A 15,203-nucleotide genomic window follows, 5' to 3' on the forward strand; every position below is an offset into this window, starting at 1 on the left:
GTCCGAAAGCGTTATTTACATTCCCAATCGTTGTACATTATAATAAGTAAGGACCAATGGTTTCAAACAAAGGAGGGATATAGAATGGACCGTATGTTCCGCGTGCTCGCCTTTTGGACCGGCATTTTTGCTGTCATGTTTTACCTCGGCCACATGCATACGACGTCGCTCATCTTCTTTGGGCAAACGGTGTTTTTCCTGTTCCTCGGCTTTTTAAAGCTGACCGAAAGAATGTACATTTACATTTTCGGGGCGTATTTGACGATCTTCTTCGCGGCGTTTACGTATTGGACGACGTTTATGATGGTGCCCGGCATGGGCGAATAAAAAACAGGCAGAACCTCCTGCCTGTTTTTTTGCCGCTTTGACCAGAACTCCTTTTCTCCATTGCAGATCAGCGAAGGAAGCCGTTAATCGGCCGGCAAAAACTCGGGCGCTGGCCAAAAGTCGCGCGCGGCAAAACTCATCCCTTTCTGCAAGATCAGCACGTCAAAAAAGCGGCTGACGCCATCGTCAGCGATCAGCGCGCGGATCATTCGATTTTGGCGGCTTGCCAGCGAAAAGACATCGTCGCCTTCTGAAACGTCCCATTCATGCAAAAGGCCGGCTGCGAGCAAAAACCGATCTTGGCGAACGAACGCCACTTCCTCCCACCCGGCCTGACGGGCGTACAAGCGAAGCGCATCCCATTGTACATGGCTCGTCAAGTCCATCTCCCCCGGATGGCGAAGCGGGTCGGCAACAAGCTGATGACGGAAATATCCGCGCAAGCTTCCATGCCGCCGCGCCGGGGCGCGCAGCTGTTCGTCCGTATAGCCATAGTCGATCGTCACCATCACCGCCTGATGAAACAGCGTCCCAACCTCGAGCCAAAACGCCTTCATCGCGAGAGGCACCTCAAGCCTTTGCCCTTCAGCAAGATCCAATCCGCGCTCATGTAAATAGCGGACAATAGCGGGACGGCAAAGCGGCGCCTTTTCTTCAACGAGCCGGCCATCGCGGGCGGCGACAAAACATTCGTGCAAAACGCCGCCTTCCTTTACAATGACGTGAACGGGAAATGCATCAAAAAATTCGTTGCTAAACACAATGCCGGAAAACGGCCCACGCTCGGCCAGCCAGCGAGAGACATCGTCATATTGCTCCACCTTCTCGGCTGCGGGTTGAAGCGTTTCGCGCTGGCGCCGGCGGTGGAACGGGCTTTGGTCGATGATCGTATACGACAAGCGGTCGTATGTATGTGGACTTTTTTTCTTCCATTCTTCCAATACCGAAAGCGCCAATCTTCCGTCTCCGCCCCCCACTCGCAAACAGCCGGCGGCAGGCCGCTCTGTTCCACCATCCGAACCCAAAGCGAAGCAAGCGCTTTGCCAAACACCGGCGCGAATGAGCTGTTCGTAAAAAAATCGCCTCCCTTGCCGATTTTCTCCCGCTCTCGCATATAGTAGCCGAATCGTTCATCGTAAAGAGCCATCTGCATGTAATCGGCGTACGACACCCGCCCACCCGGCGCCGCGGCAATCTGTTCATACAATCGATCCATCACCATTTCTCTACCCCGTCTTCCTCATCATTCCGAAAGAAGCTCCCGCCTCAAGCAAAGTGAAGTGGGAGTCGTTCACTTTTTTACTGTTGACATAGTGAAAATAATCATATATTGTTATAGTAGCAGCTTAACTATATCCCCTCCCATTATTGTGGATAGAACATCCCCCAAAAACCCTTCTTGGCGCGGCTAAGAAGGGTTTTTTTGTGTTCCGGCGCCAGGAGGCCTTCCGTTGCGCTTTTCCTTGTCCAAAGGAGCCCCCTGCGTTTGCCCGAGGGGATTGCTTGTGTGAAGCCGGCGTAGACGGCTTTTTTTCTTACGAAAACCCATGCAAAAACGGATTTGCATCCATCTCTGCGGCGATCGTCGTCTCTGGCCCATGGCCTGAAAGAACGATCGTTTCCTCCGGCAGCGTAAGCAGTTCGTCATGAATGCTTTTCAACAGCTGCTGATGGTTGCCGCCTGGCAAATCCGTGCGTCCGATGCTGCCGGCAAACAGCGCATCGCCGGAAAACACAATATTGGCTTGTTTGCAATAATACGAGACGCTGCCCGGGGAATGACCCGGCGTTTCGCGGACATCCAACGCAAACGGACCAATGTTCAGCGCCGTCGGTCCTTTCAGGCATGTCGGTTCGCAGCGGACAGCGACCGGACCGCCGAAATAAAGCGAGCCATTCAATGCCGGATCTTGCAGCCATTGTTTTTCCTTTTCGTGCACATACACTGGAATGTCCCAGCGGGCAAGCACGTCCGGGATGCCGCCAATATGGTCAAAATGCGCATGCGTCAGCAAAATCGCCAACGGGGTCAGCCCTTTTTCCTCGATCCGTCGGACAAGCTCCGCGCCTTCCGCGCCGGGGTCAACGATCAGGCATTGTCGGTCTGCAGACGACAACAAGTAAGCGTTGGCCTGAATCGGACCGACAGGGATGCGCGTCCATTCCATACGATCTCCTCCTTTTCTTGGCATGTCCAATATTTAACTTTATTTTACTGTTTTTTTTCAAGCGATGGAAGAGAAAAGAGAAAGGGACCTCGACAAATGGGGGAAAAAAGATTACAATGAAAAAGAATGGACACGTTTGTACATACTGTTTCATGAGGGGGTAAAACGATGGGTACGGTCATTATTTTTGCACTTGTAACGCTGCTTGCCCTTTATGGAATGCTCCGTACATTGCGCGAGAAAAACGTGCTCGGATTTTTGTTTGGACTTGCCACTACCGCCGTATTCGGCTGGTTTACCATTATGACCATTTTACATCACGGCATTCCAACCGGCACGCACTGAAAACGCAAGAGGCCAATCATGCCTCTTGCGTTTTTTTATGCCATTTTGAGCGCTGCTAAAAACAGGCCGAGGCTGTCGCGGTATATTCGTGCAAACTGCGAGAGCGGCAACGGATTGACACCCTCGCCGAGCTCTACGGTGTAACCGCGCCGCTTCCACGTTTGAATGAACCAATCGCGGTAGCCGGCATGGCTGTCAATGTAGCGAACAGCCTGGTAGCCGCTTGCTTCGGCCATCGCCTGAACCGTTGCCTTCGCCTCCGGCGGCTCGAACCCTTCATATCCCCAATAAATTTCCTTGCCTTGTGTATGAAACGCGACGACCATCGCAAAATCGCCTGACTCGGCGAGCGCCGCCATCGCTTTCGCCTCCGGCTCCGTAAGCGGGGCGAATCCTGGAAAATCACGCGGTGCCGGCGCTTTCGGCGGTTTGCGGGCCTGTTCTATTTCCCAGTTAGCTGGGAATTGATTGTTTAAATCAACGCCGCGGATGTTCGCTTTCCATTGCGAAAAGTCGAGCGATCCACCGTTGATGCAGACGACTTCACTCCGATGCGGCTCTTCTTCCGGCGGGCCGTTCAGCACAAGATTGACGCCGTCGGGATTGACCATCGGCACAACGGAAAGAGTCACTTTACGGTAATAATCAAGCACCCGATGGCCATTAAGCTCGTCATCGTTAACCAACGCCCTCGCGTACTCGTCGATGAGCGCCATGATCACGGCCGTCGTGATCCACTCATTCGCGTGGAATGATCCGTTCATATGCACGCGCACCGGTCCTCGGCCGATTTGCAGTTCAACGAGCGGCAAGCCGAGAACGCTATGACCGATCGTCCGCTGACGCACAAACGGATAGCGACAGACGAGGGCGGTGATATCCTCCATCAAAGCGGCAAAATCATACGGACGGACGCTGCGGACGACCGGGGACGAAATCCGCTTCGGCAACGGCGCTGTTCCGTTGATGACCGCCATCGCCCCCGGCAGCCGCCGCAGCACCTCCGTCGGCAGCGATAGGCGGTCAGCGAGCGCTTCCCACGTATCGATTGGCGCGTATCCCGGGATGGCAACGATCTGCCCAGGGCGCAATCCCTCTTTGACATGCGGATTCGAATCGATGATCAGTTCAGTCGGCACCGAAAACCATCGCCCATATGTTTCAAACGTATCGCCGGGCCATGCTTGAAGGTGCATGCGCCGTCTCCCCTTCCCATTTCTTTACCTTAACATATGTCGGCAGACGGCAAAAAATGAACGCCTGGCAGGCGGCAGTGCGCGAATGTTCACAAACATCTCCTTCTTCAAAGTTCGTTCCCATCTCATAATCATCAACAATAAGAAAAGGCGCCCCGACCTTTTTGGGACACCTTCCGTTGTTTACGCGCCGACAAGCTCTTTCGCCAGCCAGGCGGCGCCGATGACGCCGGCATCGTTGCCAAGCGTCGCTAAAACAAGCTTCGCCCCAGCGGCGACGCGCGGGAACGCGAAGCGGCGGAAATGGGCGGCCACGCGCTCGACAAGCATGTCACCCGCCTTGGACACGCCGCCGCCGATCACGATTTTCTCCGGGTTCGTCACATTGGCGGCATTCGCCAACGCCCAACCAAGATAGTACGTTGCTTCATCGACCACTTCCAATGCCAGCGCATCGCCCGCTTTGGCGGCGTCAAACACCGCTTTGGCCGTCACATCCCCGTTGCGAAGCTCACTCGGACGCTCATCTGCGGTCAATTTCTCCTTGGCGATCCGCACGATGCCAGTGGCGGACGCAATCGTTTCCAAACATCCGGTTTTGCCGCAGTTGCAACGGGCGCCGCCATCAGGGATCATCGTCATATGTCCGATCTCTCCGCCGGCACCGTTTATGCCGCGCACAATGGCTCCGTTGGCAATCACACCGCCGCCAACGCCGGTGCCAAGCGTCACAAACAACAACTGGCGCGCTCCTCCCCCTGCTCCTTTCCACATCTCGCCAAGCGCGGCGAGATTGGCGTCATTATCGACCGAAACGGGCAGCCCCGTCGCCTCTTCCAGCCGTTGCTTCAATGGATAATTCGTCCACCCTATATTGACCGTCTCATACAACATGCCGGTTTCCTCTTCGACCGGTCCGGGGGCGCCGATGCCGGCGGCAAGCAGCCTCTCTTTCGCTCCGCCGAGCTGGGCGAGCGTCTTTTCAAGCGATCGGGCAATGTCAGCGACGATATGCTCACCGCGACTGGCGGTGTTCGTCGGAATTTCCCATTTGTGCACGATGTCACCCTCGGTGGTGACAAACGCCATTTTGATTGTCGTGCCCCCGAGGTCAATGCCTACCAACCATGGTTCCATTGCATCCTCATCCTTTTTTCATCCGTTTTTCCCGCTCCATTTGTGCTTCCTGCCGCAAAATAAACAAAGCGGCTTGCAGCTGTTTCGCATCGATCAGCTGGGACTGGTACAGCTCTTTCACTTCCTCTTCCATCAGCTCCAAATCAGCAAGCCGATCGCCCACGTAAATGATCGTGCCAAACTGCTTCAACAGCTGCTGAACGTCATATACGGTCTTCATGGCCACTCATTCTCCTTTTTTCCTCTTTTAATGTAGCGGCAAACGGACGCGGCCGTCAAGATCGAGTAGGAGGGGGCGGCTAACCCCCGTCCCCTCACACCACCTAGCATGCGGGTCCGCACTAGGCGGTTCGTCAACCTTGACGGAGTTCGAAATATCGTTGCGTCAAACTCTTGAGCCCCTGAGTGGTCCAGTAGGTCTTGCCCAGGGCCTGGTGGAGTTGCGGCGTTTTCGTTGTTCTCCAAGCTCCTTTTCGGGTATTGGCGATCTCCATCACCGCTGTTTCCTTCAACCCCAGCGCCCTTAACTCACGGATTCTGGTTCTGACCCGTTTCCATTGAAGCCATTGACAGAGTCGAAGCCTCCTCCGAATCCATCCTTCGATGGTCTGAAGGACAGACGGGGTTTCGACGAGCCGAAAATACCCGATCCACCCCATGACGTATTGATTGACGCGATGAATTCGTTCTGGCATCGATATGCTCCAGTTTGGGTTGGTCAGCTGTCGGATCCGCTGTTTCAGACGTTGAATCGACCTTGGGGCGAGCCGGATTCGCGCTTTTCGTTCCGGTGTGAAGCTAAACCCCAGAAAGGCCCGTTTCCACGGGCGGTCCACCGCACTTTTCTCCTCGTTTACTTTGAGTTTGAGCGTTTTCTCCAAGAACCATTGGATGCTTTGTTTCACCCGTTGTCCCGCCCTCAGACTTTTCACATAGATGTTGCAGTCATCTGCGTAACGGCAGAATTTCAATCCTCGCTTCTCCAATTCCTTGTCTAAATCGTCGAGAAGGATGTTCGCCAGCAGGGGGCTGAGGGGGCCGCCTTGCGGCGTCCCCTCCTCGGTCTGCACCTTCACCCCTTCGATCATAACGCCGGCTTGCAGGTAGGCACGGATCAGTTTCAGCACACGTTTATCCTTGACTTTTCGGGCTACCCGGCTCATCAGGATGTCATGATTGACACGGTCAAAGAACTTCTCTAGATCTATGTCAACCACGTACCGATACCCTTCCTGGATGTAGCCTTGCGCTTGCCGCACGGCATCGTGGGCGTTGCGGCCCGGACGGAATCCGAAGCTGGAAGGGGAGAAGTCTGGATCGAAAATGGGTGTGAGTTCTTGAAGAATGGCTTGTTGGATCAGCCGGTCCACCACGGTGGGAATGCCTAGCTGCCGTGTGCCGCCGCCCGGTTTCGGGATTTCGACCCTGCGGACAGGCGCCGGCCGGTAAGTTCCCGCCAAGAGTTGGGCGCGGATTGTGCTCCAGTGAGCGCGGATGTAATCACGGAGTTGATCGGTTGATACTCCGTCGATTCCCGGTGCTCCTTGGTTCGCTTCGACCCGTTTGAGCGCCGTGATGAGGTTGTCTCTCGCTAAGATGCGTTCCAACAAAGCCATCGTGATCTTCTCCTTCCGCGGGATGAGATTCAGGTCTTGCCGGGTTGCGCTCAGCCCTCGACCTGAGGCCCTCTGGGCTTCACCCTTGCTTCCTCAGATGAGTTCCGAAAGGAATTCTGCTTCGACACGCAACATCTCGAAAGAGTCTGATTCATCCCTGAGTTGACGTTCGGCCCTTCCTGTTTCAGGCGTCCCTTACTCCAGTACTATGGCCTCTGCTGACTCCTGTACGTTCAGCAGAGCCTTTCGACTCTGGTTGCCATCGTCAGAAGGCGTTCCGTACAGGCCTCCCCGGATAAGGATGGACACTTTCCACTCATGTACCTGCCCAATCTACCTCCACAGCCCTTGGCGGCTTAGGACTTCGTCTTGTTGTGCAGACTCGTCCGACTGTGACGGCCTCCCATTGGGTTCGTGTACCTCAGGTCGAGTGTTTGCTTCCAGCTTCCTTCAGATTCCACCTCGCGGTGGACACCCTTGCTTTCAGCTAACGGTAGGCGCTCGCCAGCCCCCGTTCGGGACTTTCACCCTATAGCGTCGCACCCATGCCGGGCGTACACAAAAAACGCAGGCGCTAAAAATCAGCACCTGCGTCAGCGGTCAGGATCGCGCGGGTGAAGAATCGCCGGCCGCCGGTTTTTGAGCGGCATCGGCGACCGGATGAGCACGTCGCGCATCGCTCGGTAGGAGAACGGGATGAACGGCCATAAGTACGGAACGCCAAATGACGTCATCCGCGCCAAGGCAAGAATCCAAACGGTGATGCCGATGACATAACCGTACAGGCCGAACAGGCCCGACAAAATGAGCAAGGCAATGCGGACGAGCCGGTTCGCCAAGCTCATTTCATAGCTGGGCGTCGCAAACGTACCGATGGCTGTAACAGAAAAATACAAAATCACTTCATTGGAAAAGAGTCCAACTTCCACTGCGATGCCGCCGATCATAAGCGCGGCGACGAGGCCGAGCGCGGTCGCCAGCGAAGACGGTGTATGAATGGCGGCCATTCGCAGCATATCCATCCCGATTTCAATCATCAAAATTTGTGCAAACAGCGGAATGTCTCCCAATTTGGCCTTTCCCAAAAACTGGAGTGGATCCGGCAGCAGTTCCGGCTCGATCATGAGCAAATACCAAAGCGGCAGCAAAAACACCGACGCCCAAACGGCCAGAAAGCGGACGAGCCGCAAATACGCCCCGACGATCGGCTTATTTCGGTACTCTTCAGCGTGCTGCAAATGATGCCAAAACGTTGCCGGGGTAATAATGACACTTGGCGATCCATCGACGATCACAAGCACATGGCCTTCATACAAATGGGCCGCTGCCGTATCGGGGCGTTCCGTATAGCGGACAACCGGGTACGGATTCCAATGCCGGCCGGAAATAAACTCTTCCACCGTTTTCTCAGCCATAACCAGCCCGTCTGTGTCAATAGCGGTAATCGATTCCCGAACGCGGCGAACGAGTTCTGGGTCGGCTATTTCCTCGATATAGCAAATGCAAATATCGGTCTTCGAGCGCCGCGCCACCTGCACGTACTCCATGCGCAAGGAAGGGTCGCGTACGCGGCGGCGGATGAGCGCAGTGTTAAAGACGATCGTCTCGACAAAACCGTCGCGCGCCCCGCGTACGACCCGTTCCGTATCCGGCTCTTGCGGCCCGCGCACCGGATACGTGCGAGCGTCAATCAAAATGATCCGCCTAACGCCGTCAACGACTAATGCCGTCGGCCCAGCAAGCACCATCGCGACCGCTTCTTCCAAGTCGTCTGTCTGTCCGATCTCGACGTACGGAAGATATTTTTTCAGGAGTTTCTCAAGCGGGTGAACGTCTAGTTCGTGTTCCTCAAGCCGGGACAAATATCTCATCAAATAATGCAAAATATCGTCTTTGACAAATCCGTCAATCATAAACAACGCCATCGCCCGGCCGCCATATTCGACGTCAAGGCGAATGACATCGAAGCTCTTGCCGACTCCAAGCCGTTCGGCTAAATAGGATGCATTGTCATGAAGGCGACGGGACGCCGGGCGTTTGGGCATCTGTTTCTCCATCGTCATCCCCCTGCATCGTTTGCACTGTATACTCCCCATCATAGACAAGCATGAGGAAATTCATACATAAATGTTCCTTGCAATGCATATATTGGTGAAAACCTTGTCCAATCCGGGAGGATGTCATGAAACGATGGATGATCCCCTTCATGGCGCTTGCTTTTTTCCTTGCCGCCGCGCTCGCCTCGCTGTGGGAGCACGATCAGACCGCTGAAACAATCAAGTTTTTCCCGCTTGATCGCGAAGCGGCGTTCATCGAAGCGAAAACATCGCTTGCGCTTGAGGGCGACAATGAACCCGGACGCTACGCGCTCCGCTGGTCAGCCGCCTCCATTTTAAACCGCCGCGCCTATTTGCGTCAGGACGTCTCGTTGTTGTTTGCCGATGGCCGCTTGGCCGATGTGCTGTCGAAATGGAAAACGAACACGGACGCGATCGACATGGAAAAGACGGTCCGGATGCGGGACAGCCGCTTTTTTCAAGCTGTCTCGTTCCATCACGGCGAGCTGCATACAAGAGAGAACATCACAAGCAGCCAAACGATGTCAAGCAGCTATTTGTACGTCATTGACTCACCGTACCATCCGCGCGCATCGTTCCGGCGGCCAAGAACAGATGACGAGCGCGAATGGCAACGCGTCTTGAACAAAGCCACGAATGAATTTCTTCGTCATAAAGCGGACGAGCTGATCACCCACTTTTCTTTGTCAAAGAAAGATTATTACACCCTTTATTTGCCGGAGCTCGTCGCCTACACGGAACAACCGTTGCCGGGGTTGTCAACGGCAAAAACGCAAACCGTCATCGGCCGTCTTTGGGAAGGATTGTACAAGTCGTACATCCTTGGCATAAAAAAAGAGGATGGATCCATCCTCTCGCCAATCGGCAGCACGATGCCGCTCATTCTCATTCGCAAAGATTACAGCAGGCTCTTCGTTCTCATTGAAGCGAAAAACGGGGAAAAAGTGATGCTCGTGCAACTTCTTTAACACATTTCGAAAAGAGACCTCCCACTTCAAACAAAGCGAAGTGGGGGCGTTTACCGAAATCCGATCCATAAGCCAGCGGCGACAAGCAGCGCCGACACCGCCAACGCTCCCGCCTGCCGCCCTAAAGCGGTGTGTTTTGGCAAATGAACGACGCCAGCCGCCAAAAAACCGCCAACCAGTCCGCCGATATGGCCGGCGTTGTCGATGCCGGGAACAAGCAGGCCAAACAACAGGTTGACGATGATTAAACTGATGACGTTCATTCCCATCGTTCGAAAAAATAAATGCCGGTAGACAGTGCCGAAGTAAAGAAGAGCCCCGAACAGCCCGAAAATGGCTCCCGACGCCCCGGCCGATAATGATGGTGTAAACAAAAAACTCGCCAGCGCTCCGAAAAATCCAGCCGTTACGTAAATGAACAAAAAGCGAAGCGAGCCGTACAGCCGCTCAACCGTGATCCCTAAATAATACAAGGCAAGCGTGTTGGTCAGCAGATGCAAAAAACCAATATGCAAAAACATCGGCGTCAACAGCCGCCACCATTCTCCCGCCTCAATGAGCGGATTGAATTTGGCGCCGTAGTGGATCAACACATCCGGATTCGTGCTCCCGCCGCTCCATTCGAGAACCAAAAACATCGCAACCTGCACGACGATGAACAGCCGGGTGAACATCGGCTTGCCATACTCAAAAATGCGCCGTTCCTCCTCACGGCGGCGCCGCCATTCGCGGACCACCTCGCGCTTTAAGCGCTCGGCGGCAGCAAACGGATCGGACGTTTCCACAGGCGGCTCAAAACGGAGCGCAACACCCGTCATCTCCGCAAGCCGCGGCAGCACGTCCCCCATATTGCCGCTGTGAAGGAGGAGCGTATGAAGCACGCCATCGGACGCTCCAGAGAGCGGCAACGGCTCGGCGACAAGAAATTCCCAATCGTCAACCGGCGGATACGCCATCACATAAACATTGATGACCCGGCCCGCTTTGCTGAAATTCCATCCCCTCATTTGCTGAACGAATTGCCATGTATATTCCATATCAAGGCGCAACGATCGGCTCCAATCAAAATCAGCGCGCACGAGGCGGATGAGTGTTGGGCGACGCCAATGGTTTGATTCCAGCCATACTTCATCGGCCTGCTCAGACATCCGTACGATGCGGTAGCCGCCGCGAGACAAACACTGAACAAGCTGCCAAAACAGTACATCCATCGTTCCCATCACGTTCTCCTCTCCCTTTCCCTGGCGAGGCCAAGTCCGACAAACAGCAACAAAGCCAACTCATCGACCGTCCGGCAAACCGGAGCGAATGGGCCGGCGGGCGCCGGCCGCCGCGGCCGGTTTTTTCATAACCGACTTCTTCAAAAATGATTCACCGCTATTGCATCATGGACGCAACATTTGCGAAACAAGGGCGTTGCGCACAGGAGGAATGTGGAGCGCAAATCGGACAAGTTGCTTTCGCAACGGCGGAACGCGCAATGCGAAGGCGGCCATTCGGTAGCGATAGCGGTAAGCAAGACATAAAGCGGCAACGACAAGCAGCGAGTACGACCATTTATTCATCGTTGTTCCTCCTATCATATGACATGCTCGTTATTCTTTTTCCCTTTTTCTCTCCAAATATGAAGCGGGGCGCGCCTAACGCGCCAGCACGAAGGCGGCCAGCACCGCAAAGATGACGGAAAGAACGTTCACCGCATCATTGTCAAGCCACCGCCAGCCTTTCATATGAATGGTCGCCTGCCCGCAATGCCGTTTCCGCTCAGTCGTCGCCCCGCATGCCGGACAGCAGTAAGCCGCCTGCCAAGCCGCGCCAAGCCACGTATCAAACCAGCTGCCGAGCCAACCGAAAAAGGCAAGAGTAAAAACGGGTCGGACGTCGAGAAAAAACACGCCAACAGCCGCAATAAACAGTGCGCCGGCAAACGAAGCAGCCGTGCCAAGGAGCGTCACAGCCCCTGAGGTGCCGGCTTCCACCGGCCGAAAACTCGGCCAAACCCGAGGCGGCCACGGGCTTAAAGAACCGATTTCAGACGCCCACGTATCAGCGTTCGCTGCAGCGACGGCGACAACAAACAGATCATCCCAAATCGGGTCGGGACGGACAGCGGCCAATAGCGCCAACACGGCCGGCACCCCTCCATTGGCCAGCACTTGGATGGCATCGCGCCGCCCGCCTTTCGCCAATTTTTCAGACAGTTTTGCCTTGCGTTGCTTTCCGATGTGGCTAAAGAAGCTGGAGCTGACAAAAAAGCAGCCTAACACCCATATTCCGCCCCATGAAAAGCCGCATCCAACCGCTGCGCCGATGACAACGGCTGCCGCCGCTCCTGATATGGACAACGAGCGCAACAGCCATCCTCCGCCGGCAGCGAGGGCAGAGACCGCGATATACCACCATTCATCGCTCACAGTGAAGAACTCCTTGATCCGTAATAATGAATTTCACCGGCACATCATGCTCCTCGGCCGGAATGTCGTCCATCACTTGAAAGGAGTAAGCCAGCGCTGCCGTCACCGCCGAAGCTCCCCGCAAATATCGGTCGTAATACCCGCCGCCATAGCCGATCCGGTAGCCGGTTTTGGCAAAACAGACCCCCGGGACAATGATGAGATCAAACTCATCGCGGTCGATCGGCGTTGTTTGTTTTTCAATCGGCTCAAACAATCCGGCGTACGCTTTTTCGAGCTGGGAAAACGACTCAAGCCGCCGAAAGGACATCGTTTTTGCCCTTGGATCGCATTTCGGGACGCCGATCGTTTTTCCTTCCCGCCACGCCTGTTCCATGATCGGCAAGGTGTTGACTTCCGTCTCTCTCGACACCGTCATGGCGATCGTCCGCGCCGTTTGCCATAATGGCCACCGATATAAATGAGCGGCGATTTGCCGATCGTACATCTCTTTTTCTGCCGCTTTAAGCTGCCGAAGCTGATTCAACATGCGCTGGCGCCATTCCTGTTTGCCGTCCATCATCTTCCCCTTCCTCCCATAAAGATAAAAAGCAGCAGGAATCATCTTCCCACTGCTTACTTCGTTTCGCGGTGCAACGTGACTTTGCGATCGCGCGGGCAATATTTTTTCAATTCCAAACGCTCTGGGTTGTTGCGTTTATTTTTCGATGTAATATAGTTGCGTTCGCCGCATTCTGTGCATGCCAATGTAATGTTCACGCGCATCTTTTTTCCCTCCAAACGAGCTTTATACTTTATATATAATCAGACCTTTCTATGATACCATTTTTCTTCGGCGATTTCCACCTCTAAATTTCATCTTTGTTCAATAAGAGCGCCACAAGCAGAGAATGGTATGGTATAGTGAAAAGGGGAGGGATGCATGTGGTGGAATACGCAATCATCGCTTTGGCAGCTCTAGCCATTATTCTCCTTGTTCTTTCCTTTTTTGCGAAAGATGAACTGAAACCGCTCGAAGAACAAATCGATCATTTGACCGTTTCCCTGGCGCAAGAAACGTACCAGATCAAAAAGCGGCTGCAAGTCATCGAGGAGGAGCTCCTCATTCCGGAGCGGCAACGGTCCGCTTCGCCGCGGCTTGGCGGATCATTGTCGCCGGCCGATCGGCGCATCTTGTTTTTGCATAAACAAGGATTCCCGCTCGAAGACATCGCCCGTGAGACGGGGCTGACCGTTGCGGAAGTCGAGCGGGCGGTAAGGAGGTTGCGCCGATGAACAAGCGATCCATGCGTTCGTTTGCCCTCGGGCTGCTTGCATCGACAGCACTGATCGGCGCCTCGTATTACGCTTCACCCCCGGCTGCACCGACGGAAGCGGAAATCAAGACGTTCCTCAAACAGCATGGGCTTGTCGCCGTGGCGAAAGAGGAATACGACAGGCTCCGCAGCGCTCAGCCGAACGCCGCTCCGAAAGCGGCGTCCAAGCAGATGTCCGAACCATCAGGGCAAACCGTTTACGTCTATCGACTCGTTATTCAAAAAGGAGATACGCCAGAGACATTTGCCCGCGAACTTGAAGAGGCTGGCATCGTTCAAAGCGCCCGCGCCTTCAACGACTACTTGGAACAACATGGGCTGACGCGCTCCATCCGCCCCGGCGTCTACAACGTGCGGAGCGATATGGACTACGCAGCCATCGGCCGTTTGATTGCCGAACCATAACGAAAGAAGGTGTCCCTCCCAAAGGACCGGGACACCTTTTCTTAAGGCTGTGTCTGCGCATCAAACAGCGTTTTTTGAAAAAAACACATCTTTTTTGAAACGAACTTTTTGTCCGTCATGCCTGACGCCCTCCGGCCGCTTTTATCATCCGAACCGCCCGGCGATATAATCCGCCGTCCGCTGATCAGCTGGACGAGAAAACAACGTTTTTGTCTCGCCGTACTCAATCACTTCTCCGTTTAAGAAAAACGCTGTCCGATCGGAAATGCGAGCCGCCTGCTGCATATTATGCGTGACAATGATGATGCTGTATTTTGTTTTCAGCTCGCCCATCAACTCCTCGACCTTCGCTGTCGAAATCGGATCGAGCGCTGATGTCGGTTCATCCATTAAAATGACATCCGGCTCGACGGCCAAACAGCGGGCGATGCACAGCCGCTGCTGTTGGCCGCCCGATAAACCGAGGGCATTTTCATGAAGCCGATCTTTGACTTCCTCCCAAAGCGCAGCTTGGCGCAAGCTTTTTTCGACGATCTCATCGAGCAGCCGCCGGTCGCGGATCCCGTGAATGCGCGGCCCATAGGCGACGTTGTCATAAATCGACTTTGGAAACGGGTTGGGCTTTTGAAACACCATGCCCACTTGCGTCCGCAGCTGTTCAACAGGGTATGACGTGTCAAAAATGCGGCGGCCGCGATACAAAATCTCCCCTTCGAGCCGGACGTTTGGAATGAGCTCGATCATTCGATTGAGCGTTTTGATATAGGTTGACTTGCCGCATCCTGACGGGCCGATAATCGCCGTAATCTCGCGTTCATAAAAAGACAGGTGAATATGTTTTAACGCATGATGCTCTCCATACCATACGTTCAGTCCATTCGTTTCGTAAACGACCTCTTTTTTCACCAACTGGGCCGAAGGAATGTCCTCTTTTCGGCGCTCCACCACCGCCATCGTCCTCATCGGCGTGACTCCTTTCATTTCCTTCCGCCCTCACTGGCAGCGGAAGATCGAGTTTTTCCTATCATGAGCATACAAAACGATCGTTAACGCTGTGTGGACGGTATGTAAAGTTTTTGTAAACAAACATCATTTTTTTGGCTCTTCACCACAACATGCACTTGACAAGCAATACGGTTTCCGGCACAAAGATATGCAAAACGTGCTGATTTTCCCTCCCAAGCGTAAATAGGGTATGTTCAGAAAAAATCAAGTACAACTTTTGGTGAAGAT

The 15,203-nt window shown here is 54.3% G+C and carries 17 protein-coding genes and 1 pseudogene; 5 read left to right on the plus strand and 13 right to left on the minus strand.

Annotation, left to right across the window (positions count from 1 at the left end):
• The first annotated feature begins 84 nt into the window (after window positions 1-84).
• Window positions 85-327, plus strand: coding sequence for a DUF2626 family protein (locus A0V43_RS10090; RefSeq protein WP_008879854.1), 243 nt, complete (start codon window positions 85-87; stop codon window positions 325-327).
• Window positions 328-410: 83 nt separating this feature from the next.
• Here A0V43_RS10090 and A0V43_RS10095 read toward each other — a convergent pair.
• A pseudogene (locus tag A0V43_RS10095) lies at window positions 411-1,543 on the minus strand (class I SAM-dependent methyltransferase).
• A 319-nt stretch (window positions 1,544-1,862) separates the two neighbouring features.
• Window positions 1,863-2,495 (minus strand): MBL fold metallo-hydrolase, encoded by a 633-nt coding sequence (locus A0V43_RS10100; RefSeq protein WP_063193031.1) that lies wholly within the window; start codon window positions 2,493-2,495, stop codon window positions 1,863-1,865.
• A gap of 168 nt (window positions 2,496-2,663) precedes the next feature.
• On the opposite strand from A0V43_RS10100, the gene A0V43_RS19065 reads away from it, so the two are divergent.
• A complete protein-coding gene (locus A0V43_RS19065) occupies window positions 2,664-2,840 on the plus strand; it encodes a DUF2759 domain-containing protein (protein ID WP_011231921.1) in 177 nt (58 codons plus the stop codon).
• Between the two features lie 35 nt (window positions 2,841-2,875).
• Here A0V43_RS19065 and A0V43_RS10105 read toward each other — a convergent pair whose 3' ends face one another.
• From A0V43_RS10105 to A0V43_RS10125, 5 genes are all read right to left on the minus strand, one after another.
• Complete coding sequence (locus A0V43_RS10105; protein WP_063193032.1) at window positions 2,876-4,036, minus strand: M14 family metallopeptidase; 1,161 nt, start codon at window positions 4,034-4,036, stop codon at window positions 2,876-2,878.
• A gap of 183 nt (window positions 4,037-4,219) precedes the next feature.
• Window positions 4,220-5,173 carry an ROK family glucokinase gene (locus A0V43_RS10110; RefSeq protein WP_063193033.1) on the minus strand — a complete coding sequence of 318 codons (954 nt, stop codon included), beginning with the start codon at window positions 5,171-5,173 and terminating at the stop codon, window positions 4,220-4,222.
• 7 nt (window positions 5,174-5,180) lie between these two features.
• Entirely contained in the window at window positions 5,181-5,393 is a 213-nt protein-coding gene (locus A0V43_RS10115; RefSeq protein WP_025948943.1) for a YqgQ family protein, read from the minus strand.
• A 133-nt stretch (window positions 5,394-5,526) separates the two neighbouring features.
• Window positions 5,527-6,789 (minus strand): group II intron reverse transcriptase/maturase, encoded by a 1,263-nt coding sequence (gene ltrA, locus A0V43_RS10120; protein WP_063193005.1) that lies wholly within the window; start codon window positions 6,787-6,789, stop codon window positions 5,527-5,529.
• A 593-nt stretch (window positions 6,790-7,382) separates the two neighbouring features.
• Window positions 7,383-8,846 (minus strand): spore germination protein, encoded by a 1,464-nt coding sequence (locus A0V43_RS10125; protein WP_013144737.1) that lies wholly within the window; start codon window positions 8,844-8,846, stop codon window positions 7,383-7,385.
• Between the two features lie 125 nt (window positions 8,847-8,971).
• On the opposite strand from A0V43_RS10125, the gene A0V43_RS10130 reads away from it, so the two are divergent.
• A complete protein-coding gene (locus A0V43_RS10130; protein ID WP_063193034.1) occupies window positions 8,972-9,835 on the plus strand; it encodes a hypothetical protein in 864 nt (287 codons plus the stop codon).
• Window positions 9,836-9,885: 50 nt separating this feature from the next.
• Here A0V43_RS10130 and A0V43_RS10135 read toward each other — a convergent pair whose 3' ends face one another.
• From A0V43_RS10135 to rpmG, 5 genes are all read right to left on the minus strand, one after another.
• On the minus strand, window positions 9,886-11,055 hold the full coding sequence (locus tag A0V43_RS10135) for a rhomboid family intramembrane serine protease (RefSeq protein ID WP_063193035.1): 1,170 nt from the start codon (window positions 11,053-11,055) through the stop codon (window positions 9,886-9,888).
• Between the two features lie 165 nt (window positions 11,056-11,220).
• Entirely contained in the window at window positions 11,221-11,400 is a 180-nt protein-coding gene (locus A0V43_RS10140; RefSeq protein WP_015375404.1) for a hypothetical protein, read from the minus strand.
• 75 nt (window positions 11,401-11,475) lie between these two features.
• Complete coding sequence (locus A0V43_RS10145) at window positions 11,476-12,249, minus strand: DUF92 domain-containing protein (RefSeq protein WP_063193036.1); 774 nt, start codon at window positions 12,247-12,249, stop codon at window positions 11,476-11,478.
• Window positions 12,239-12,811 (minus strand): 5-formyltetrahydrofolate cyclo-ligase, encoded by a 573-nt coding sequence (locus A0V43_RS10150; protein ID WP_015375406.1) that lies wholly within the window; start codon window positions 12,809-12,811, stop codon window positions 12,239-12,241. The genes A0V43_RS10145 and A0V43_RS10150 overlap by 11 nt, the downstream gene beginning before the upstream one ends.
• A 53-nt stretch (window positions 12,812-12,864) precedes the next feature.
• Window positions 12,865-13,014 (minus strand): 50S ribosomal protein L33, encoded by a 150-nt coding sequence (rpmG, locus tag A0V43_RS10155; RefSeq protein WP_011231931.1) that lies wholly within the window; start codon window positions 13,012-13,014, stop codon window positions 12,865-12,867.
• Between the two features lie 159 nt (window positions 13,015-13,173).
• Between rpmG and A0V43_RS10160 the strand changes: the two genes are divergently transcribed.
• Entirely contained in the window at window positions 13,174-13,524 is a 351-nt protein-coding gene (locus tag A0V43_RS10160) for a sigma factor-like helix-turn-helix DNA-binding protein (protein ID WP_012820534.1), read from the plus strand.
• Window positions 13,521-13,970 (plus strand): endolytic transglycosylase MltG, encoded by a 450-nt coding sequence (locus tag A0V43_RS10165; protein ID WP_015375407.1) that lies wholly within the window; start codon window positions 13,521-13,523, stop codon window positions 13,968-13,970. The genes A0V43_RS10160 and A0V43_RS10165 overlap by 4 nt, the downstream gene beginning before the upstream one ends.
• Before the next feature lie 144 nt (window positions 13,971-14,114).
• Here the strand turns inward: A0V43_RS10165 and pstB are convergent, their stop codons facing one another.
• Window positions 14,115-14,924, minus strand: coding sequence for a phosphate ABC transporter ATP-binding protein PstB (pstB, locus tag A0V43_RS10170; RefSeq protein WP_122983934.1), 810 nt, complete (start codon window positions 14,922-14,924; stop codon window positions 14,115-14,117).
• Between the last annotated feature and the right edge of the window lie 279 nt (window positions 14,925-15,203).

Origin of the sequence: Geobacillus sp. JS12, from assembly GCF_001592395.1 — a bacterium.
GTDB lineage: Bacteria > Bacillota > Bacilli > Bacillales > Anoxybacillaceae > Geobacillus > Geobacillus zalihae.